This window comes from Stenotrophomonas sp. ZAC14D2_NAIMI4_7 (assembly GCF_003086675.1).
GTDB lineage: Bacteria > Pseudomonadota > Gammaproteobacteria > Xanthomonadales > Xanthomonadaceae > Stenotrophomonas.
Genome location: NZ_CP025995.1, coordinates 4,208,514 through 4,229,957 on the forward strand (window position 1 = coordinate 4,208,514; position 21,444 = coordinate 4,229,957).

The 21,444-nt window shown below is 69.5% G+C and carries 21 protein-coding genes; 17 read left to right on the top strand and 4 right to left on the bottom strand.

Going from position 1 to position 21,444, the window contains the following annotated elements; genetic code table 11:
- Window positions 1-30: 30 nt before the first annotated feature.
- Together C1922_RS19145 and C1922_RS19150 are read left to right on the top strand one after the other, a co-directional pair.
- Window positions 31-780 carry an SDR family oxidoreductase gene (locus tag C1922_RS19145; protein WP_108751226.1) on the top strand — a complete coding sequence of 250 codons (750 nt, stop codon included), beginning with the start codon at window positions 31-33 and terminating at the stop codon, window positions 778-780.
- A gap of 181 nt (window positions 781-961) precedes the next feature.
- A complete protein-coding gene (locus C1922_RS19150) occupies window positions 962-1,816 on the top strand; it encodes a hypothetical protein (protein WP_159092043.1) in 855 nt (284 codons plus the stop codon).
- 36 nt (window positions 1,817-1,852) lie between these two features.
- On the opposite strand, the gene C1922_RS19155 is transcribed toward C1922_RS19150, so the two are convergent.
- Complete coding sequence (locus C1922_RS19155) at window positions 1,853-2,398, bottom strand: CbrC family protein (protein WP_108751228.1); 546 nt, start codon at window positions 2,396-2,398, stop codon at window positions 1,853-1,855.
- 54 nt (window positions 2,399-2,452) lie between these two features.
- Window positions 2,453-2,761, bottom strand: a complete 309-nt coding sequence (locus C1922_RS19160; protein WP_108751229.1) for a hypothetical protein — start codon at window positions 2,759-2,761, stop codon at window positions 2,453-2,455.
- A 159-nt stretch (window positions 2,762-2,920) separates the two neighbouring features.
- Between C1922_RS19160 and bioB the strand changes: the two genes are divergently transcribed.
- The 5 genes from bioB (at window position 2,921) to bioC (ending at window position 7,761) form a co-directional block, all read left to right on the top strand.
- Complete coding sequence (gene bioB / locus C1922_RS19165) at window positions 2,921-3,952, top strand: biotin synthase BioB (protein ID WP_108751230.1); 1,032 nt, start codon at window positions 2,921-2,923, stop codon at window positions 3,950-3,952.
- 67 nt (window positions 3,953-4,019) lie between these two features.
- Window positions 4,020-5,258 (top strand): 8-amino-7-oxononanoate synthase, encoded by a 1,239-nt coding sequence (gene bioF, locus C1922_RS19170; RefSeq protein WP_108751231.1) that lies wholly within the window; start codon window positions 4,020-4,022, stop codon window positions 5,256-5,258.
- A 17-nt stretch (window positions 5,259-5,275) separates the two neighbouring features.
- Entirely contained in the window at window positions 5,276-6,055 is a 780-nt protein-coding gene (gene bioH / locus C1922_RS19175; protein ID WP_108751232.1) for a pimeloyl-ACP methyl ester esterase BioH, read from the top strand.
- Between the two features lie 29 nt (window positions 6,056-6,084).
- Complete coding sequence (locus C1922_RS19180) at window positions 6,085-6,864, top strand: SDR family oxidoreductase (protein WP_108751233.1); 780 nt, start codon at window positions 6,085-6,087, stop codon at window positions 6,862-6,864.
- 12 nt (window positions 6,865-6,876) lie between these two features.
- The gene (gene bioC / locus C1922_RS19185) at window positions 6,877-7,761 is read left to right on the top strand and encodes a malonyl-ACP O-methyltransferase BioC (RefSeq protein WP_108751234.1); all 885 of its coding nucleotides are present in this window, start codon (window positions 6,877-6,879) and stop codon (window positions 7,759-7,761) included.
- A gap of 376 nt (window positions 7,762-8,137) precedes the next feature.
- Here bioC and C1922_RS19195 read toward each other — a convergent pair whose 3' ends face one another.
- Window positions 8,138-8,782, bottom strand: a complete 645-nt coding sequence (locus tag C1922_RS19195; RefSeq protein WP_164275080.1) for a YdcF family protein — start codon at window positions 8,780-8,782, stop codon at window positions 8,138-8,140.
- Entirely contained in the window at window positions 8,767-9,729 is a 963-nt protein-coding gene (locus C1922_RS19200; RefSeq protein WP_108751237.1) for a pyridoxal-phosphate dependent enzyme, read from the bottom strand. The genes C1922_RS19195 and C1922_RS19200 overlap by 16 nt, the downstream gene beginning before the upstream one ends.
- Window positions 9,730-9,887: 158 nt before the next feature.
- On the opposite strand from C1922_RS19200, the gene C1922_RS19205 reads away from it, so the two are divergent.
- The 10 genes from C1922_RS19205 (at window position 9,888) to C1922_RS19250 (ending at window position 21,329) form a co-directional block, all read left to right on the top strand.
- The gene (locus C1922_RS19205) at window positions 9,888-10,376 is read left to right on the top strand and encodes a hypothetical protein (protein WP_108751238.1); all 489 of its coding nucleotides are present in this window, start codon (window positions 9,888-9,890) and stop codon (window positions 10,374-10,376) included.
- 501 nt (window positions 10,377-10,877) lie between these two features.
- Window positions 10,878-12,767 carry a tRNA uridine-5-carboxymethylaminomethyl(34) synthesis enzyme MnmG gene (gene mnmG, locus C1922_RS19210; RefSeq protein WP_108751239.1) on the top strand — a complete coding sequence of 630 codons (1,890 nt, stop codon included), beginning with the start codon at window positions 10,878-10,880 and terminating at the stop codon, window positions 12,765-12,767.
- Window positions 12,768-12,975: 208 nt separating this feature from the next.
- On the top strand, window positions 12,976-13,794 hold the full coding sequence (locus C1922_RS19215; RefSeq protein WP_108751240.1) for a nucleotidyltransferase domain-containing protein: 819 nt from the start codon (window positions 12,976-12,978) through the stop codon (window positions 13,792-13,794).
- A 126-nt stretch (window positions 13,795-13,920) separates the two neighbouring features.
- Window positions 13,921-14,451: a gamma carbonic anhydrase family protein gene (locus C1922_RS19220; protein ID WP_108751241.1), complete on the top strand. Its 531-nt coding sequence runs from the start codon at window positions 13,921-13,923 to the stop codon at window positions 14,449-14,451.
- A gap of 125 nt (window positions 14,452-14,576) precedes the next feature.
- The gene (locus C1922_RS19225) at window positions 14,577-15,266 is read left to right on the top strand and encodes an RDD family protein (protein WP_108751242.1); all 690 of its coding nucleotides are present in this window, start codon (window positions 14,577-14,579) and stop codon (window positions 15,264-15,266) included.
- The gene (locus C1922_RS19230; RefSeq protein WP_108751243.1) at window positions 15,263-16,255 is read left to right on the top strand and encodes a stage II sporulation protein M; all 993 of its coding nucleotides are present in this window, start codon (window positions 15,263-15,265) and stop codon (window positions 16,253-16,255) included. The genes C1922_RS19225 and C1922_RS19230 overlap by 4 nt, the downstream gene beginning before the upstream one ends.
- Window positions 16,245-17,852: a DUF4129 domain-containing protein gene (locus C1922_RS19235; RefSeq protein ID WP_108751660.1), complete on the top strand. Its 1,608-nt coding sequence runs from the start codon at window positions 16,245-16,247 to the stop codon at window positions 17,850-17,852. Before C1922_RS19230 ends, C1922_RS19235 begins: the two co-directional genes overlap by 11 nt.
- On the top strand, window positions 17,849-19,051 hold the full coding sequence (locus C1922_RS19240) for a DUF4350 domain-containing protein (RefSeq protein ID WP_108751244.1): 1,203 nt from the start codon (window positions 17,849-17,851) through the stop codon (window positions 19,049-19,051). Before C1922_RS19235 ends, C1922_RS19240 begins: the two co-directional genes overlap by 4 nt.
- On the top strand, window positions 19,048-20,034 hold the full coding sequence (locus C1922_RS19245) for a MoxR family ATPase (protein WP_108751245.1): 987 nt from the start codon (window positions 19,048-19,050) through the stop codon (window positions 20,032-20,034). The genes C1922_RS19240 and C1922_RS19245 overlap by 4 nt, the downstream gene beginning before the upstream one ends.
- The gene (locus tag C1922_RS19250; protein WP_108751246.1) at window positions 20,031-21,329 is read left to right on the top strand and encodes a DUF58 domain-containing protein; all 1,299 of its coding nucleotides are present in this window, start codon (window positions 20,031-20,033) and stop codon (window positions 21,327-21,329) included. The genes C1922_RS19245 and C1922_RS19250 overlap by 4 nt, the downstream gene beginning before the upstream one ends.
- The last annotated feature ends 115 nt before the right edge of the window (window positions 21,330-21,444 follow it).

Sequence of the window (21,444 nt, forward strand, 5' to 3'; positions counted from 1 at the left end):
CCTCCCCGGCAGCCCTTACAGGAGAACACCATGAACACTGATTTCAACGGCAAGATCGCCCTGGTCACCGGCGGCACCACCGGCATCGGCCTGGCCACCGCCCAGCACCTGGCCCGGCTGGGCGCAACGGTCTACATCACCGGCCGCCGCCAGCCGGAACTGGATGCGGCCGTGGCCAGCATCGGTGCGCAGGCCAGCGGCATCCGTGCCGACGCCTCGCAGCCGAGCGACCTGGACGCGGTCTACGCGCAGATCGCCCGCCAGGCCGGCCGCCTGGACATCCTGTTCGCCAATGCCGGCGGCGGTGACATGCTGCCGCTGGGGGCGATCACCGAAGAACACTTCGACCGCATCTTCGCCACCAACGTGCGCGGCGTGCTGTTCACCGTGCAGAAGGCGCTGCCGCTGCTGGTCGATGGCGCCTCGATCGTGCTGACCGGTTCGACCGTGTCGATCCAGGGCACCGCCAACTTCAGCGTGTACAGCGCCAGCAAGGCGGCGGTGCGGAACTTCGCCCGCTCGTGGTCGCTGGACCTGAAGGACCGCAGGATCCGCGTGAACGTGGTCAGCCCGGGCCCGATCCGCACCCCTGGCCTGGGTGATCTGGTGCCGGATGACGCCCGCCAGGGCCTGTTCGATCACCTGGCAGCGCAGGTGCCGCTGGCGCGCCTGGGCGAGCCGCAGGAAGTGGCCAATGCCGTGGCCTTCCTGTCCTCGGATGCGGCCAGCTTCATCAACGGCGTTGAGTTGTTCGTAGACGGTGGCATGGCCCAGGTGTAAGTGGGCAACACCCTGCAGGCGCCCCTACCCTGGTAGGGCGCCGCTGCGCCAGGGACGATTGCAGATCGGCGTCGCCTGTCGGCAAACGCCGAAGCACTCCATCACCACTTCACATCCGCCCCACAATGGCACCATCCAGCACCGGCATGCTGCATTCCACTCCCCAGCGGTAGCCGCGCACATGCCCCCTCGCACTCTCATCAGGTCTTCTGCGGCCGTTGCATCACAGCGGCCGCAGCGCCTGCGCAAGCGCCGACACCTTCTGTGGCTGGCAGCCATCGTGCTGACGGCCAGTTGCCAGACCCGTGGCGAAGAAACCGACGTGCAGACGCTGGCCACGGAGGTGCGCATCGAGATTGGCCAACACACCCTTGAGCTGCCCATCGCCGCCCTGCAGGGTTACCGCGAGCGCGGCAGCCACTTCTCTCTGGGCCCGCGTGGCGACAGCCTGAAGGACAACAGGCTTCGGGCGGCGCTGCAGCGTCGCAGCCTGCAGAGCAAGGCGCCGATCCGCTTCGACTCGGCCGAGGTAGCGGTAAGCAGCCCCGCGCTGTCAATTGAAAGCCCCGATTCCGCAGCGCGCTGCCAGCGGCTTGCACGCCCCTGGGCGCGGGCGGCCTGCCTGGACGGCACCAATGCCACGGCCCGCGCGGTACCTGCGCGGTTCACCCTGGTCGATCTACAGGCGCTGCAGGCCCATGGCGGCCGCGTGCTTCCGAACTGCCTGGAAGGTGAACCGCGGCAGAGGCTTCCCGCAGAGAATGAAGGCGCGATCCTGCTGTGCCCGGCCAGGGTCTTTGGCGGTGACGTTGACGAGTTCCATACGGCGGTGGTGCGTATCGACGACCGCCTGGGCGCGCTGTGGACGGTGTGGCGCAACGATTCCAGTGGCGAATCGGTGCAGGACATGGCCCGCCGCCAAGGCCAGGCAATCACCCTGCTGGCGAAGGCCGGCCTGGGTTACATGGAGGATTCAGACGCGCTGCGCGTCGGCATGCCGGCGCTGCGGCCGCCTCATGCACCCAGCAACCGCTGAAGAAACGCCTGGCCCTGCATGTACGTGTGGCTCCTGTCAGTCGCAGTCCTGGTAGCCGCCCACTTCGCCGCAGCGCCGGCAGCGGAACAGGTAGGCCGTGGGGGATCCGTCCTTGTCCAGGGCCGCCAGGAAGTGCTGCCACTGCGGGCCATCGTCCAGACCAGTGCTGTCCTGGATCGCGGCCAAGGCAGCCGCACCCTGCGCTTCCAGCTCGGCGCGACCGGCGCGACCGATGAACTGCGCGGCATCGCCGCAGTGTGTCCACCACTGCTCCTGCTGCCAGCCATTGAAGCCCGGCGTGCGCTGCACCACTTCATCGATGATCGTCTCGTCCACCTCGTCCCATTCACCGCCGCCGCCCACACCTTCTTCATCGGTGAAGGAGGCGCCAAGCTGCGCATGCGCCGACCCATCGGCGATGCACCAGGGGCAGATCGCCTGTTCGTACTCGTCTTCGGCGTAGACCGGCCCGGCATAGACGTAGCCACGCGACTTCCCACAGCACACGCACGGCGTATCGGCGGCGATCACGCTGCCAGTGGCCATCGGGTCAGGGTGGTAGGGGAAGTGCGGCAGATCCATGGCAGGTCCGTTGCTGGGCGGGCCAGTGTAGCGGCCCGGCCGTGCCTGCGGCCGCTACGGGCCGGCAAGCGGCGCATCGCGTCCGGGAGTGCATTCCACGGCAGGCAGACAACCAGTGATGGCCAGCAGGCGAACCAGCACGTAATGGCCGAATGCCTGCAGTTCCTCGTTCGACAGCGCCGACGGATCAAGCTGCCCCGCCGGGTAGTCCTTGAAGGTCACCAGCACGTGGTGCTTCCAGTGTCCGGGCAGATCGGACTGGCGCAGATCATCCAGCACCACGCGCAGGCCGCCGTCCGGCAGTTCGGCCAGGCTGCACAACACCGCATCGCGGCGGATCGGGTAGGTCTGGGAACTCTCCATGGAAGGTGCTCGCGACTCCGTATGCAGCCATGAACTTACACCGCGATAGCGGCTTTGCGCATTTCCGCCTGTAAACCTACATATAAAGATTGAAGTTGACAGTGTTCGCCAGGCCACCCACACTGCCGCCCTTGTTCCACGCCCCTCCAAGGTCCCGCCATGGCTCCTGCCATCCGCCACGACTGGCAGCACAGCGAACTGCAGGCGCTGTTCGACCTGCCGCTGCCCGAACTGCTGTTCCGTGCCGCCAGCGTCCATCGCGCGCACTTCGATCCAGCGCAGGTGCAGGTGTCCACCCTGCTGTCGGTGAAGACCGGCGGCTGCCCGGAGGACTGCGCGTATTGCCCGCAGGCGCAGCGCTACAGCACCGGCGTGAGCGCGCAGAAGCTGATGGACACCGACGCGGTGCTGGCCAAGGCGCGCCAGGCCAGGGCGGCCGGTGCATCGCGCTTCTGCATGGGTGCGGCATGGCGCTCGCCGAAGGACCGCGACATTCCGAAGGTGGCCGCGATGATTGCGGGGGTGAAGGCGCTCGGCCTGGAAACCTGCGCCACCCTGGGCATGCTCAGCGGCGAACAGGCGCGCGCGTTGAAGGATGCTGGCCTGGACTACTACAACCACAATCTGGACACCGCGCCGGATTACTACGATTCGATCATCCACACCCGGCAGTACCAGGACCGCTTGGATACGCTGGGCCACGTGCGCGATGCAGGGCTGAAAACCTGCTGCGGCGGCATTGTCGGCATGGGCGAAACGCGTGCGCAGCGCATCGGCCTGTTGCTGGCGCTGGCCACGCTGCCGGCCCACCCCGATTCGGTACCGATCAACCAGTTGGTGCAGGTGGCCGGTACACCGCTGCACGGCAGCGCGGCACTGGACCCGTTCGAGTTCGTGCGCATGATTGCCGTGGCCCGCATTGCCATGCCGCGTTCCATGGTGCGGCTGTCGGCCGGCCGCGAGGCCATGAGCGATGAACTGCAGGCGCTGTGTTTCCTGGCCGGCGCCAACTCCATTTTCTACGGTGAAAAACTGCTGACCACCGGCAACCCGGAAAGCGAACGCGACCTGGCCCTGTTCGCGCGCCTGGGCCTGCAGCCCATGCCGCTGCAGGTGGACGCGGCCGGCCATGACCACGGCGGCACCGTGCATGCCGACATCGGCGCCTGCGCACGTGCCAGCGCGGCTTGATGCGGGGCACAAGCGGGCGCGACGGCAACGCGCTACCCTAGCCGCCCCGTCGTCGCCCGTAGCCACCATGGCCCGCCCCGACCTGTCCGCCCGCCTTCAAGCCCAGCGCGCGTTGCGCGATGCCCAAGGCCGTCGCCGCCCCCGGCGCACGGTGTCGCGCCGCGATGGCGTGCGCCTGGAAGTTGACGGGCGCTGGCTGACCGGCTTCTGCAGCAACGATTACCTGGGCCTGGCCCAGCAGTTCAGCGTGGTCAACGCGCTGCAGGATGCCGCCGCGCGTGAGGGCGCCGGTGCCGGTGCCTCGCATCTGGTCTGCGGCCACCACGCGCTGCACGACGCACTCGAACGCGAAGTGGCCGACTGGCTGGGCTACCCGCGCGCCCTGCTGTTCGGCAGCGGGTTCGCCGCCAACCTGGCCGTGCAGCAGGCGCTGCTGAGCGAAGAGAACGACGTCTGCGTACAGGACAAGCTCAACCACGCCAGCCTGCTCGATGCCACCCGGCTGGCCGGCGCACGCCTGCGCCGCTACCCGCACCTGGACCCGGAAGGCGCCATGCGCCAGCTCAAGCACGCCCCCGACGGCGCGGCCATGCTGGCCACCGATGGCGTCTTCAGCATGGACGGCGATATCGCGCCGCTGCGAGCGCTGTCCCTGGTGGCGCGCCTGCAGCAGGCGCTGTTCTATGTGGACGATGCGCATGGCGTGGGCGTGCTGGGTGACGGCCGCGGTGCCGTGGCCAGCGCCGGCCTGGGCGTGGACGATGTGCCGTTGCAGCTGGTCACCCTGGGCAAGGCGCTGGGCGGAGCCGGCGCGCTGGTGCTGGGCCGCGACGACCTGATTGAACACCTGGCCGAAACCGCGCGCCCCTATATCTACACCACCGCGCTGCCGCCGGCCCTGGCCGCCGCCGCGCTGGAAGCGGTGCGCCTGGCCCGCCGCGACCACTGGCGGCGTGAGCGCCTGACCGATCTGATTGCCCTGTTCCGCGGCGAAGCACGCCGCCACGGCCTGGACGTGATGGCCTCGGAAACGCCGATCCAGCCGCTGCTGTGCGGCGACGACCACACCGCCGTGGCGATGTCGCAGGCGCTGGAACAGGCCGGCTGGCTGGTCGGCGCCATCCGCCCGCCCACCGTGCCCGAAGGCAAGGCGCGGCTGCGCGTCACCCTGTCGGCGCTGCACACGCCCGAACAGGTGCGTGGCCTGGTGGACGCCATCGCCAGCGCGCGCGACCAGGTCGGCCGCGCCGCCCTCGCCCCCGATCCGCTGCCGCCGTCGCTGCCGTTCGACCGCGCCATCGCCTGATACACGCAGGGCCGCGCATGCATATCGATGTCACCGGCTGCGGGCCGGACCTGGTGCTGATCCATGGCTGGGCCCTGCAGGGCGGCGTGTTCGCGCCGCTGCTGGAACGCCTGGCCGGGCACTTCACCCTGCACGTGGTGGACCTGCCCGGCCACGGCCACAGCCGCGACGACACCACGCCGCTGCGCCTGCCCTACGTGGTGAACGCGATCGCCGCGGCTACCCCGCCAGCGGTGTGGTGCGGCTGGTCACTGGGCGGGCTGTTCGCCCTGCATGCCGCAGCGACGCTGCCCAAGGTGCGCGGGCTGGCGATGATCGCGGCCACCCCGCGCTTCGTGCGCGGCGACGACTGGCCGCATGCGGTGGAACCGGCGGTGTTCGAGCAGTTCGGGCGCGACCTGGCGACCGATTTCGCCGGCACCCTGGAACGCTTCCTGGCCTTGGACGTGATGGGCTCGGCGCACGCCCGCGAGGAACTGCGCACCCTGCGCCAGCGCCTGGTGGAACGGGGCGCGCCGACCGAGCGCGCCCTGCTGGAAGGCCTGCGCCTGCTGGAAAGCACCGACCTGCGTGGCGCCCTGCCGGCGCTGGGCAGACCCAGCCTGTGGATCGCCGGCCAGCGCGACCGCCTGGTGTCACCGGCCGCCATGCAGGCCGCCGCGGCACTCGCGCCGGGCGCGCAGGCACTGACCATCGCCCACGGCGGCCATGCGCCGTTTCTGGGCCACGCCGATCAGGTGGCCGCTGCCCTGCAACACTTCGTTGCCGGCCTGTCACCGGTCGATGGCGGACAATGAGCGCCTTCCGAACGATGCAGGGCTGACGTATGGATCTGGGTATTTCCGGCCGCTGGGCACTGGTGTGTGGCGCAAGCAAGGGGCTGGGCCTGGGTTGCGCGCGTGCGCTGGTGGCCGAGGGCGTGAACGTGGTGATCGTGGCCCGTGGCGAAGCCGCCCTGCAGACCGCTGCCCACGAACTGCGCGCCCTGCCCGGTGCTGGCGACGTGCGCGCGGTGGCCGCCGATGTGACCACCGACGCCGGCCGCGCCCAGGCGCTGGCCGCCTGCCCGCAGGTGGACATCCTGGTGACCAACGCCGGTGGCCCGCCGCCCGGCGATTTCCGCACGTTTGAACGCGACGACTGGATCGCCGCGCTGGACGCCAACATGCTGGCGCCGATCGCGCTGATCCGCGCCACGGTGGACGCGATGATCGCGCGCGGCTTCGGCCGCATCGTCAACATCACCTCCTCGTCGGTGAAGGCGCCAATCGATACCCTGGCGTTGTCCAACGGCGCGCGCAGTGGCCTGACCGGCTTCGTCGCCGGCCTGGCCCGGCGCACGGTCGGCCACAACGTCACCCTCAACAACCTGCTGCCCGGCCAGTTCGACACCGACCGCCTGCGCGCCAACTTCGCCCATGCAGCGGGCCAGGACGGCGACGCGCAGGCCGTGGCCGAGCGCCGCCGCCAGCAGATCCCCGCCGGCCGCTTCGGCACGCCGGACGAATTCGGCGCCGCCTGCGCCTTCCTGTGCAGCGCACAGGCCGGTTACCTCACCGGGCAGAACCTGCTGATCGACGGCGGCGCCTACTCCGGTACGTTCTAAGAGACTTCCGCAATGCCGTCCCACTTCGATGCCCGCCACGTCCGCCGCGCCTTCGGCCGCGCCGCCAGCAGTTACGACGCCGCCGCTGCCCTGCAGCGCGAAGTGCAGTCGCGGCTGATCGAATCGCTGGATTACCTGGAAGCACGCACGCCGGCGGTGGTGCTGGACATTGGCTCGGGCACCGGCCACGCCAGTGCGCTGATGAAGAAGCGCTGGCCGAAGGCGCAGGTGATCGCGCTGGACGTGGCGCTGCCGATGCTGGGCCAGGCCAAGCGCCAGGCTGGCTGGTGGAAGCCGTTCCAGCGCCTGTGCGGTGATGCCGCCGCGCTGCCGCTGGCCGACAACAGCGTCGATGTGATCTTCAGCAACCTGTGCCTGCAGTGGCTGGACGACCTGCCGGCGGTGTTTGCCGGTTTCCGTCGCGTGCTCAAGCCCGGCGGTCTGCTGCTGTGTTCCACCTTCGGGCCGGAAACGCTGATCGAGCTCAACGAAGCGTTCGCAGCCGCCGATGACCGCCCGCACGTGAGCCGCTTCGCGCAGATCGCCCAGTTCGGCGATGCGCTGATGATGGCCGGCTTCCGCGACCCGGTGCTGGACCGCGATCTGTTCACCCTGACCTACGACGACCTGCCCGCGCTGATGCGCGAGCTGCGCGCGATGGGCGCGACCAACGCCCGCGTGGACCGCCGCCATACCCTGACCGGACGCGGCCGTTTCGCCGCCGCCGCGGCGGCCTACGAACCCCTGCGCCGCGCCGATGGCAAGCTGCCCAGCAGCTGGGAAGTCATCTACGCCCACGCCTGGGCACCAGACCCCGGCGCACCGATCCGCGAAGGCGGCCACGACATCGCCTCGGTACCGGTGTCGGCCATCCCGATCCGGCGCAAGCAGCCCTGACGATCACCCGCGGCCTGCTCTGGCAGGTGCCAACCTTGGTTGGCACAACCGATCAGATCGCGCTTCGGCCAACATCGTGCCGACCTGCATCCCGCTCTGGTAGGTGCCAACTTTGGTTGGCACAACCGATCAGATCGCGACGCGGCCAACATCGTGCCGACCTGCATCCCGCTTTGGTAGGTGCCAACCTTGGTTGGCACAACCGGTCAGATCGCAATGCGGCCATCATCGTGCCGACCAAGGTCGGCACCTACCGAGCCGACCTGCATCCCGCTTTGGTAGGTGCCAACCTTGGTTGGCACAACCGATCAGATCGCGATGCGGCCGACATCGTGCCGACCAAGGTCGGCACCCACCGGTAGCGGGCGGCAACCCGTCAGGTATTACCCGGCGAACTCAACGGCGGGCGCACCAGGTCGCGGTGGAAGAAGTAGATTTCCTGCAGCAGGAAACGCCAGCTGGTATGGAAGCTGCGGAAGCGCGTGCTGGGCGTGGACGATGCCAGCGCTTCAATCCCCATCGCCTGGCTCAGGCGCAGCGCGCGGGCCATGTGCAGCGGGTCGCTGACAATGATGACCCGCTGCAGGTGCCGCTGCTCCATCAGGCGCTTGGCTTCCACCAGGTTCTGCACGGTGTTGCGCGAAGCGGTTTCAATCAGGATCGCGTCATCGGGCACGCCATGCTTCAGTGCATAACGGCGCGCCACCTGTGATTCGGAAAAGCGCGCACCGCTGCCACCATAGCCACCGGTGAAGATCAGCAACGGCGCGTACCCGGCCTGGTACAGATCCAGGCCATGGCGGATGCGCTCTTCGAACACCGGCGACGGCTTGGCGTCGTACGCCGCAGCACCCAGCACGATGATCGCGTCGGCCTTGGCGGCCTGGTCGCGCTCGCCCACCCAGACGATCCACGCCGTCACGCCCAGCAACCACACCACCACCAGCACGAACAGCCGCCACAGCCAGCCCAGCAGGCCGGTGCGGGCACGGTGCCGGCCGCGGCTCACGCCGCCTCCCAGCGCAGTGCCGGCAGATCCACGTTGCCACCGGACAGCACCAGGCCCACGCGCAGGCCGGCAAACCGCTGCGGCTGCGCCAGCACCGCGGCCAGCACCGTGGCCGAAGAAGGTTCGACCACCTGCTTCAGCACCTCCCACAGCAGGCGCATGGCGGCCAGCGTGGCGGCATCATCCACCACGATGACCTCGGCGCCGGCGGCCTGCAGCAGGGCGAAGTTGGGCACCCCGACCAGGGTGCGCAGGCCGTCGCAGAACGTGTCCGGCGTGAACGGCCCCTGGCGGGTGCCGGCGGCCAGCGAGCGCGCGGTGTCGTCGGCGCCGGCCGGCTCGGCCAGCACCAGGCGGGTGAGCGGGCTGGCCTGCTGCAGGGCCAGCGCGGTGCCGCAGGCCAAGCCACCGCCGCCCACCGGCACCACCAGCACATCGAACGGGCCATCGCTGTGCAGCAGTTCCAGCGCCGCGGTGCCCTGCCCGGCCATCACGGGTGGGTCGGCATACGGGTGCACCAGGGTCGCGCCGGTATCAGCCTGCACCTGCGCGCAGGTGGCCTCGCGGTCGGCAATGGTGGGCGGGCAGCGCCACAGCGTGGCGCCGTGGCGGGCGATGTTGGCCAGCTTGGCCGCCACCGCGCCCTCGGGCACCACCACGTGGCAGGGAATGCCGCGGGTGCGCGCTGCCAAGGCCAGCGCGGCACCGTGGTTGCCCGACGAATGGGTCACCACGCCCGCCGCCGCCCGGTCTTCCGGCAGCGACCACACCGCATTGCACGCCCCACGGAACTTAAAGGCGCCGCCGCGCTGCAGGTGTTCGGCCTTGAACGCCAACGATGCCCCGGCCAGCGCATCCAGCGCGTGCGAACGCAGCACCGGGGTCACATGGGCATGCGGCGCGATGCGCGCTGCGGCGGCCAGTACATCGGCGGGGGTAGGCAACAGTGAATCGCTCATGACGCAAGGTTAACGTAAGCCCCCGCGCTGGCGGCGATGCTGGCTGCCGTGCCAGCATGCTGCCCTTCACCGCCATTCATTCTGGCCGGCGGGATTAAGGGGCGATTCAACGCGCGCGCCCGAAGCTGGCACTACACCCGTCCTTGGGGGGACTCCACATGAAACTGCGCTTGTTGCTTGCCGGTGGCCTGATGTTGGCCCTGACCGGCTGCGCTACCTACGATTACGTTGGCGGTGGCCGCGGTGGTGGCTACTACCACGGTGCGCCCTCGACGGAGTACCGCTATCCCTACGGCTATCCCTACGATTCGGGCTACCCGTACTACGGCGGCTATGGCTATTACGGCTATGGCAACCCGTACTACTCGCGGCCGATCTACCGCCCGCCGCACAACCATCGCCCGCCGCCGCGCCCGGGCAATGGCGGTGAGAACCGTCCGCCGCGGCCGCCCCGCCAGAACAACGGCGGCTCGCCCTGGCGCAACCTGGATTCGATGCAGCGCCCGCCGCAGGCGGTCCAGCGTCCGGCACCGGCAGCCCGCCCGGCGCGTCCGGCCGGTCCGCCGCCGCGTCCGGCCGCACCCAGGATGAACGGTTCCCCCTGGCGCAATCTCGATCGTGGGACGCAGCGCACAGTTGAGCCCTGAACCATCTTGCATTTCCCCCGGTTCAAGCCTCACTCTACGCAGGTGGTGACGGCCCGCGTCACAATGTGACAAAAACGTTAGGGCCGTGACCAAACGCTCTACGTCGATATCCGACAGGAACATCTGGATCCCCCCTGTTCCGGCCCTGTCGGATGTCGGCACCTCTGCAAGACAAACGGCCCCGCACTGCGGGGCCGTTTGTCTTTCAATGCGTCTGCTGCGGGGCTGTGGCTGAAAAAAAAACGGGGCCGGCAGTCCCCCGACCACCGGCCCCCTGCTTCCCCATCGTGCGCCTGTACCGGCCCCTGTTCCAATTCCGGTCACCAACGCCTGAGCGCCAGCCACGATGGGTGCTATCGGGTTATCTGCAACTTTCCTGCCAACTTTAGGGTTGATTTCACCCCAGCCCGCTGGCGCGCCCGTCGCCCCCGGCCGATTGGCGCTAAAATCGCCACCTTGGCCGCCCCCGGCGCGCCCGCTCCCTTTGCTGACCTGCCCCCTATGAACCCGTCCTTCCATCGTTACGACGTCATCGTCATTGGCGGCGGCCACGCCGGCACCGAGGCCGCGCTGGCCGCGGCCCGTACCGGCGTGCGCACCCTGCTGCTGACCCACAACATCGAAACGGTGGGCGCGATGAGCTGCAACCCGGCCATCGGCGGCATCGGCAAGGGCCACCTGGTGAAGGAGATCGACGCCCTGGGCGGGGCCATGGCCCATGCCGCCGACCGTGCCGGCATCCAGTGGCGCACCCTGAACGCCTCCAAGGGCCCGGCCGTGCGCGCCACCCGCTGCCAGGCCGACCGCAACCTGTACCGCATGGCGATCCGCGCCATCGTGGAAGGCCAGGCCAACCTGACCGTGTTCCAGGCGGCCGTGGATGACCTGGTCATCGAAGGCGATGCCGTGCGCGGGGTGATCACCCAGACCGGCCTGCGCTTCGACGCCGAGGCCGTGGTGCTCACCGCCGGCACCTTCCTGGCCGGCAAGATCCACGTCGGCCCTACCCAGTACGCCGCCGGCCGCATGGGCGACCCGCCGGCGACCACGCTGGCCGCGCGCCTGCGCGAGCGCCCGTTCCAGATGGACCGCCTGAAGACCGGCACGCCGCCGCGCATCGACGGCCGTTCGCTCGATTACAGCGTGATGGACGAACAGCCCGGCGACACGCCGCGGCCGGTCATGTCCTTCCTCGGCTCGGTGGATGAGCACCCGCAGCAGGTCAGCTGCTGGATTACCCACACCACCGAACAGACCCACCAGATCATCCGCGACGCGCTGCACCGCTCGCCGCTGTACAGCGGCCAGATCGAAGGCATCGGCCCGCGCTACTGCCCGTCCATCGAAGACAAGGTGGTGCGCTTCGCCGAAAAGGCCAGCCACCAGATCTTCGTGGAACCCGAAGGCCTGGGCATCGTCGAGATCTACCCCAACGGCATTTCCACCTCGCTGCCGTTCGACGTGCAGCTGGAGATGGTGCGCAGCATCGTCGGCTTCCAGAACGCGCACATCACCCGCCCCGGTTATGCCATCGAATACGACTTCTTCGACCCGCGCGGCTTGAAGGCCTCGCTGGAAACCAAGCTGGTGAACGGCCTGTTCTTCGCCGGCCAGATCAACGGCACCACCGGGTATGAAGAAGCGGCAGCGCAGGGTCTGCTGGCCGGCCTGAACGCCGCGCGCCAGGTGCGCGGGCTGGACGGCTGGTGCCCGCGCCGCGACGAGGCCTACCTGGGCGTGCTGGTGGATGACCTGATCACCCACGGCACCAACGAGCCGTACCGCATGTTCACCAGCCGCGCCGAATACCGCCTGCAGCTGCGCGAAGACAACGCCGACCAGCGGCTTACCCCGGTCGGCCGCGAGATGGGCCTGGTTGACGACCGCCGCTGGAGCGCGTTTGAAACCAAGCAGGCCGCCGTCACCGCCGAGCGCGCGCGACTGGGCGCGCTGTGGGCCACCCCGGCCAACGCGCTGGGCCGCGAGGTACAGGAAACGCTGGGCGTGGCGGTCAGCCGCGAAACCAACGTGCTGGACCTGATCAAGCGCCCGGAGCTGGACTACGCACAGTTGATGCAGGTGCCGTCGCTGGGCCCGGCCGTGGCCGATGGCAAGGTGGCCGAACAGGTCGAGATCGGCGTGAAGTACGCCGGCTACCTGGACCGGCAGCGCGAGGAGATCGAGCGCCAGCAGCGGCATGAAGCCACGCCGATTGCCCAGGATTTCGACTACGCGATCGTGCGCGGCCTGTCGGCCGAAGCGCTGCAGAAGCTCGAACGCGTGCGCCCGCAGACCATCGGCCAGGCCCAGCGTATTCCGGGCATGACCCCGGCAGCGATCTCGCTGCTGCTGGTGCATCTGGAACGCGCCCGCCGCGGCCGCGTGGCGTAATGCCCCTGCCTGCGTGTCGACCAAGGTCGACACCTACCGGAACAGGTTGGTAGGTGTCGACCTTGGTCGACACGATGCCCGCCCTGGTACGTGCCGACCTGGATCCACACGCCCCCCGCTCTGGTAGGTGTCGACCTTGGTCGACACGCATGCATGCGCTACGCGTGCGTTACAGTCAAGCAAGCTTGACTCTACGAATCTGCTCTGCATGGACGACATCCACCCCATCGCGCCGGACAAGCGCGCCGCCATCCTTTCCACCCTGGCCGACATCGAACGCACGCATGGCGTGCGCGTGCTGCTGGCCTGCGAATCGGGTAGCCGCGGCTGGGGCTTCTCGTCGCCGGACAGCGACTACGATGCGCGCTTCATCTACGTGCACCGCCAGCCGTGGTACCTGAGCGTCAATGAAGCCACCGGCCCCGGTGAGGCGCAGCGCGATGTGATCGAACTGCCCATCGACGACGAGCTGGACGTGAGCGGCTGGGACCTGCGCAAGGCATTGCGGCTGGTGTCCAAGTCCAACCCGACCCTGATCGAATGGCTGCGCTCGCCGATCATCTACCAGCAGGACGGCGCTGCCGTGGCCCAGCTGTGGCAGGCCGCCGAACGCTTCTACTCGCCGCTGGGCACCTGGTGGCACTACTTCAACATGGCCCGTTCCAACCATCGCGGCTACCTGCGTGGCGACACGGTGCGCACCAAGAAGTACCTGTACGTACTGCGCCCGCTGCTGGCCTGCCAATGGATCGAGCACGAGCAGACGCCGCCGCCGATGGCCTTCGAGGACCTGCTGGACCGGCTGCTGCCGCACGGCCCGGTGCGTGAGGCCATCGATGCGCTGCTGGTGGTGAAGCGCGCCAGCGCCGAAGTCGCCGCCGGGCCGCGCATTGCCGCCATCAGCGATTACATCGATGCGGAACTGGCTGCGCGCGCCGAAGGCCCACGACTGCCCGCAGGGCATGGGGATGCGGCGTGGCTGGACGATATGTTCCGGCAGATGTTGGCCGCGCACGCGCCGGCATAGGCGGTAGCGCCGGGCCATGCCCGGCGAGCGCAGCGGCACGCGAACATCCGCCGGGAATGGCTCGGCGCTACCGATGCAGCGGCACGCGTATCATCGTCGCGAATGCCCCGAATGCTGGAGACACCGATGAACCCGCTGCGCCCTTTCCGCGACAAGATGCCCGTCCTCGGCGAACGCGTGTACATCGACCCGGCATGCACCGTCATCGGCGATGTGGAACTGGCCGACGACGTGTCGATCTGGCCGGGCACGGTGATCCGTGGTGACGTGAACTACGTGCGCATCGGCGGGCGCACCAACGTGCAGGACGGCACCATCATCCATGTCAGCCACCACAGTCCGTACAACAAGGCCGGCTACCCCACCCTGATCGGTGAAGGCGTGACCGTCGGCCACGGCTGCATCATCCATGCCTGCAGCATTGGCGATTACAGCCTGATCGGCATGGGCGCCTGCATCCTGGACGGCGCGCAGATCGCCCGCCACGCCTTCGTCGGCGCGGGCGCGGTGGTCGGCCCGGGCAAGGTGGTGGGCGAAGGCGAACTGTGGGTGGGCAACCCGGCGCGGCCGGCACGCACGCTCAGCGACAAGGAAATCGAATCGCTGCACTACTCGGCCGACCACTACGTACGCCTGAAGAACGAATACCTGGGCTGAGCCCCTCACCGGCCACCACGCTCTGCTAAAGTCGGGGCCCGACCAGGAACCGTCGAGACCCCGCCCATGCCCGTGGCAGCACGCCGGAGAGGACTCCAGCGCCCACACCCGCGACTGTCGCCCTGATGGCCGCGCCCATGCTCGATACCTACCGCGAGGTGGTCACGCCCGAAGGCGTGCTGCTGCAGTTGCCGGCCGCCGGGCCGATGCCGCGCGCGCTGGCCTGGCTGATCGACCTGGGCATCCGCGTGGGCACCGGCTTCGTGCTGGCCATTCCGCTGGCGCTGCTGGAAGAGTTCGGCCGCGGCATCTATCTGGCCATCATGTTCCTGCTGTTGTGGGCCTACCCCATCGTCTGCGAAGCGCTGTGGGGCCGTACCCCCGGCAAGCGTGCGCTGGGCCTGCGCGTGGTGATGCGCGATGGCGCGCCGCTGGGCTGGGCCGGCGCGGTCACCCGCAACCTGCTGCGCACCGTGGACATGCTGCCCTTCGCGTACTCGCTGGGCCTGGTCAGCTGCCTCTTCGATCCGCATGGGCGGCGCTTGGGTGATCTGGTGGCCGGCACCGTGGTGGTGCACGCGCCGCCGTTCTACCTGCCGCCGCCGGTCACCATCGACAGCGTGCTGGCCCCGGCGCAGCCGCTGCGGCCGGAAGAACAGACCGCCGTGATGGCCTTCGCCGAACGCGCGCCGCGGCTGTCGCCGGCCCGCCAGCAGGAACTGGCCGGCTTGGCCCAGCCGCTTACCGGCGCCAACGGCCAGGTGGGTGTGCTGCGCCTGTACGCCATGGCCAACTGGCTGCTGGGCCGGCGATGAAGCAGGAACAGTTCGTCGCCCGCCACCAGCAGGAATGGCATGCGCTGGAACAGTGGCTGCAGCAGCGCGCGGGTCTGCTGCGCCGGCGCCGCGCTGCCGTGGGCAGTGCAGACCCCGGCGACACCGCCTTCGCCCAGCGCTACCGGCGGCTGTGCCAGCAACTGGCCCTGGCCCGCGAACGCGGCTACAGCCCGCAGCTGGTGCAGCGCCTGCAGGGGCTGATGCAGCAGGGCCACGACGTGCTGTACCGCACGCCGCCCACGCGCTGGCGGCGTGCGCTGGAATTCCTGGTAGCCGACTTCCCGCTGCTGGTCCGCAGCCAGGCGCGCAGCATGTGGGCGGCACTGGCCATGTTCGCGGTGCCGGCCATCGCCTGCTTCGTGCTGGTGCAGTGGCACCCGGACAGCGTGTACCTGCTGATGGACAACGCGCAGATTGCCAGCATGGAACGCATGTACGACCCCTCGGCCGACCGCCTGGGCCGCGACAGCGGCACGGACTGGATGATGTTCGGCTACTACATCCTGAACAACATCGGCATTGCCCTGCGCACCTTCGCCAGCGGCCTGCTGGCCGGACTGGGCACGCTGCTGGTGCTGCTGTTCAACGGGGTCACCATCGGTGCGGTAGCTGGCCACCTGCAGCAGATCGGCCATGGCGATCCGTTCTGGCGCTTCGTGGTCGGGCATGCCGCCTTCGAGCTGACCGCCATCGTGATTGCCGGCGGTGCGGGCCTGCAGCTGGGCATGCGCCTGCTCGCACCTGGCCGGCAGCGCCGCGTGGACGCGCTGGTGGAAGGCGGTCGCATCGGCGCACGTCTTTGCTTGGGAGTGGCCTTCATGCTGCTGCTGGCCGCCTTCGTCGAGGCGTTCTGGTCGTCCATTGCCGATATTCCGGCCTGGCTGAAGTTCAGCGTGGCCGGCGTGTTGTGGGCCGGCGTGCTGCTGTGGCTGTGGCGCGGTGGGCGTGGGGGCAGTCGTGCGGATTGAACATCTGAACGTCGCCCTGCGCGCCCGCAGCAGTTGGGAGGCGATGGAACTGGGCATGGCCCTGGCCCGCCGCCATGCACGCAGCGTGTGGGGCAGCTGGCTGCTGGCCAGCGCACCGCTGTTCGTGCTGTTCAATGCACTGGCCTGGTGGCTGGATGCGTTCGGTTGGGCCTGGCTGCTGATGTGGTGGTGCAAACCGCTGTTCGAGCGCGCGCCGCTGTACGTGCTCTCGCGCGGCATATTCGGCGAACAGGTGGCGCCGCGTGCGGCGCTGCGTGCGCAGCGGCACTGGGGCAACAGCGGCTTCTGGGGTTACCTGGGCTGGCGCCGTTTCAGTGGGCTGCGCAGCCTGTGCCTGCCGGTGAACCTGCTGGAAGGCAATGCACCGGAACAGCGCGGGCCGCGGCGACGCGCAGTGGTGTCCGGCGCGGGCGGCGCGGCCCTGATCCTGTGCTGCCTGTGCCTGGGCTTCGAACTGGTGCTGGTGGTGGGCGCGATCGCCTCGGCATTCCTGTTCATTCCGCTGGATCTGCTGCCCGACTCGTGGCGAGCGGCGCTGGAGATGCTGCGCGTGGCGCCACCGGCGTGGGCGCTGCTGGTATTCAACCTGCTGTGCTGGCTGGCCTCGGCGCTGATCGGCCCACTGTACGTCGGTGCCGGCTTCGGGCTGTATCTGAACCGGCGCACGGAAATGGAAGCCTGGGACGTGGAAATGGCCCTGCGCCGGCTGCGTGAGCGCCTGCTGCCGGCCGCGTCGTCGCTGGTGCTGCTGCTGTGCCTGGCGTTGCCGCTGGCACCGGCCCACGCGCAGGACAGCGATGACCGCCCGGCCACGGCCGCGGCCGAGCAGAGCGAAAAGCCCACCCGCAAGCGCCCCAGCGCCGCACAGGATCCGGCCAACACCCCGGCGGTGATCTTCGGCGATGCGCCGGTGGACACCGCCGGCTTCCGCCAGGCGGTGAACCGCGCCTACGAAGATCCGCTGCAGCGGCCGCTGCGCGAGGTCAGCCAGTGGCAGCCGATCGACCGCGACGACGCGGAAAAGAAGGAAAAGAAGGAACTGCAGCCGGACACCGACGCTGAGCGCGCGCGCAAGGCCCGCCAGGATGCACGCCGCTGGGTGGCGCGCGTGGCCGAGTGGGGCCTGTGGGGTGGCCTGGGATTGCTGGTGCTGGTGCTGCTGCTGACCGCGCGGCTGTGGCTGCCGTGGCTGCGCGGCAGCGGTCGGCGCAAGGGTGCATCGGCACCGGCCATCCGCGAAGACAGCATCGTGCTGCCTGACATCCTGCCGCCGGACGTGGCCACCCAGGCCGCACGGCTGTGGGACGACGGCCGCCCGCGGCAGGCGCTGGCCCTGTTGTATCGCGCCAGCGTGGGCACCGTGGTGGACCGCAGCGGCGTGGTGCTGCCGCCCGGCGCCACCGAAGCGCAGTGCCTGCGCGCCTCGCGGCGCATGCCCGAAGCTGGTGACCGCGAGCTGTTCGCGCGCATCGTGCGCATGTGGCAGTTCGCCGCCTACGGCGGTCGCCTGCCCGCCCGCAGTGATTTCGACGCACTGTCGGCTGCGCTGCAGCAGCAGTTCCGGTGGCAGGCATGAAGCCGCGCCTGTTCTGGTCGCTGTTGCTCGGCGCGCTGATCGTGCTCGGCGTGCCGCTGACGATCCTGTTCCTGCGCACCCACGAGAAGGTGAGCCAGACCCTGGTGCTGCCGCCGCAGGGCGAGGCCAGTTTCAACCCGCTGTACGTGCTGGGCCAGGCGCTGCGTGCCGACGGCCTGCAGGTACAGACACGGCAGCAACTGCAGCTGCGCGACATGCCGCTGGCCCCGGGCGATACCCTGGTGCTGCTGCAGGACACCCGCGATCTGGCGCCGCATACCGCGCAGGCCCTGCTGGACTGGGTGGAACAGGGCGGTCATCTGCTGCTGCGCACGCCGCCACCGGCCACCGCCCGGCGCAAGGACACCACCAGCACCACGCAGGGTCCGCTGCTGGACCGCATCGGCGTGGACAGCCTGTTCCACGACAGCCGATGCCAGCGTTTCCACGTGGCCGATGATCCCGACCACGTGGAGTTCTGCAAAGGCCGCCGTTTCTCGCTGGGCTTCCGCGCCGCCGCCACCGCCGAACGGCGCTGGGGCAACGACGGCGACCTGGTGTTCGCGCGCCTGCGTCACGGCAAAGGCCGCATCGATGTGCTGGCCGACATGGAATTCATGCGCGGCACCGGCGCAGGCACTGTCACCGAAAGGCGCGTGCTGAATGCCGGCGAACGCCTGCGCGATGGCCTGCATGACCTGTCCCACCGCGACCTGACCCGCTACCTGCTGGACCCGAACTATGGCCGTGGCACGGTCTGGCTGGTCTACGGCAAGCGCCCGCCCACGCTGTTCGCACGCATCGTGCTGCAGGGCTGGCCGGTGTGGGTGCCGCTGCTGCTGGCGATCCTGGGCTGGCTGTGGGCGCGCTCGCAGCGCCTGGGCAGTGCGCAACCTTCGCCGGTGGTGGCACGCCGCTCGCTGCTGGAACACGTGCGCGCCAGCGGCGAACTGCTGCTGCGCTTCGGCCAGGGGCCACACCTGTACCGCGCGGTGCAGGCGCTGTTCCTGCACCGGCTGCGCCTGCGCGCGCCGGTGGCCGCTGCGCTGGACGGCAGCGCGCGCGATCATGCCATTGCCGAACTGCTGCACTGGCCGGTCACGCGCGTGGCCAGCGCGATGACCGTGCCTGCCGCCAACGATTCTTCCGCCCTGCGCGAGCGCATCCGCTTGCTGCTCCAGATGAGATCCCTGCTATGACCGATGCCCCTGAGCTTCCGTCCGCCGCTGCCGCCCGCCTGATTGAACGCGTCGATGCCATTCGAGAAGCGGTAGGCCGCGCCTTCATCGGCCAGAGCGATGTGCTGGACCAGATCCTGGTGGCCCTGCTGGCCGGCGGCCATGTGCTGATCGAAGGCGTGCCCGGCCTGGGCAAGACCCTGCTGGTGCGCGCTCTGGCACAGGCGCTGGAACTGGATTACGGGCGCGTGCAGTTCACCCCGGACCTGATGCCCAGCGATGTGAGCGGCCACGCGGTGTACGACCCGAAGAGCGAAAGCTTCCGGATCCGTCGCGGCCCGGTGTTCACCAACCTGCTGCTGGCCGACGAAATCAATCGTGCGCCGGCCAAGACCCAGTCGGCCCTGCTGGAAGTGATGCAGGAAGGCCAGGTGACCATCGAAGGCAAGGCGTTCACCCTGGCGCCGCCGTTCATGGCGCTGGCCACGCAGAACCCGCTGGAACAGGAAGGCACCTACCCGCTGCCGGAAGCGCAGCTGGATCGTTTCCTGCTGAAGGTGCTGATCGACTACCCGCAGCTGGACGATGAGAAGCGCATGGTGGCGGCGATCACCCACGGCCGTGCCGCCAGCGATTTCGACCTGAGCCAGGTGCCGCGCGTGCTTGGCGCCGGCGAACTGCTGGCGCTGCAGCAGGCCACGGCGGCAATCACCGTGGACGATGAAGTGATTGATTACGCCGTGCGCATCGTCGCCGCCAGCCGGTCCTGGCCGGGTATCGCGGTTGGCGCGGGCCCGCGCGGCAGCATTGCCCTGGTGCGTGCCGCACGCGCGCAGGCGGTGCTGGCCGGGCGCGATTTTGTCACCCCCGACGATGTGCGCGACATCGCACGCCCTGCCCTGCGCCATCGCATTGCGCTGGCTCCGGAACTGCAGATTGAAGGCCAGGGCCCGGACGACGTGCTGGGCGCCCTGCTGGCCAAGGTGGAAGCGCCGCGCCGATGAGGCCTGCGCCGCTGCTGCTGGCTGTGCTGCTGGCCTGGGCTGCGCTGGGCGGCACGGTGCTGGGCGGCCTGCTGCCGCGCTGGAGCTGGGCCGCGATGGGGCTGGCGGTGTTGCTGCTGGCCCTGCTGGATGCCTGGCGGGTGGCCCGGCAGCCGTCGCCGCAGGTGCAACGGCAGGTGCCCGAAGCGCTGGCGCTGGGCGTGCGCCGGCAGGTGGGCCTGCGCCTGCAGGCCGCGCGCGCGCAGTTCGTGCAGGTGTTCGATCTGGCGCCTGGCGGCTGGCCCGTGGAAGACCTGCCGCAGCGGCTGCAGCTTCGCGCTGGACATGCCAGCACCCTGCACTACCACGTGCAGCCGCCGCAGCGCGGGCGCTACCGCTTCGATGGCGTGCACCTGCGCCTGCGTTCACCGTGGCGGCTGTGGTGGCAGCAGCGCACGCTGCCGCCGGCGCTGGAGGTGCGGGTCTACCCGAACTTCGTGCCGCTCACCCGCTTCGCCCTGTTCAGTGCCGACCAGGCCTCGCGGCTGGTGGGCGCACACGTGAAGCGCCGCCGTGGCGAAGGCACCGATTTCCACCAGATGCGCGAGTACCGCACCGGTGACAGCCTCCGCCAGCTGGACTGGAAGGCCACTGCGCGCGCGCGCAAGCTGATCTCGCGCGAATACCAGGACGAGAAGAACCAGCAGCTGCTGCTGATGCTCGACAGCGGCCGGCGCATGCTGGCCAGCGAGGGCGGGCTTTCGCATTTCGACCATGCCTTGAATGCATCGCTGGTGGTGGCCTACCTGGCCCTGCGCCAGGGCGATGCGGTGGGCCTGTTCGCCGCCGGCGGCGAGCGCCGCTGGGTGGCCCCGCAGCGTGGCATGGGCACGGTGCAGCACCTGCTGCGCGCCAGCTACGACCTGCAGCCGCAGCCGGTGGCCACCGACTACCTGGCCGCCGCCACCGAGGTATCGCTGCGCCAGCAGCGGCGCGCACTGGTGATGCTGGTCAGCAACGTGCGCGACGAAGATATCGAAGACCTGCTGGCCGCAGTGCGCCTGCTGCAGCGCCGCCACCTGGTGTGCGTGGCCAGCCTGCGCGAACGCGAGCTGGAAGCGGTGCTGGAGGGCGAAGTGAACACGCTGGAAGAAGCCGCCCAGGCCGGGGCCACCGCGCTGTACCTGCAGCAGCGCGCGCAGGCCCACGACGCCCTGCGCGCCGAAAAAGTAATGGTGCTGGACGTCACCGCCGACGCCCTGCCCGCCGCCTTGGTCGAACGCTATCTGTCGGTGAAGCGCGAAGGCCTGCTGTAATCGCCACACCGCTCTGGCAGGTGCCAGCCCAGGTTGGCACAAAACCCCTCGGTAGCGCCCCGGTAGGTGCCAACCTTGGTTGGCACAAAACCTACAGCGCCGACCAAGCTTGCCA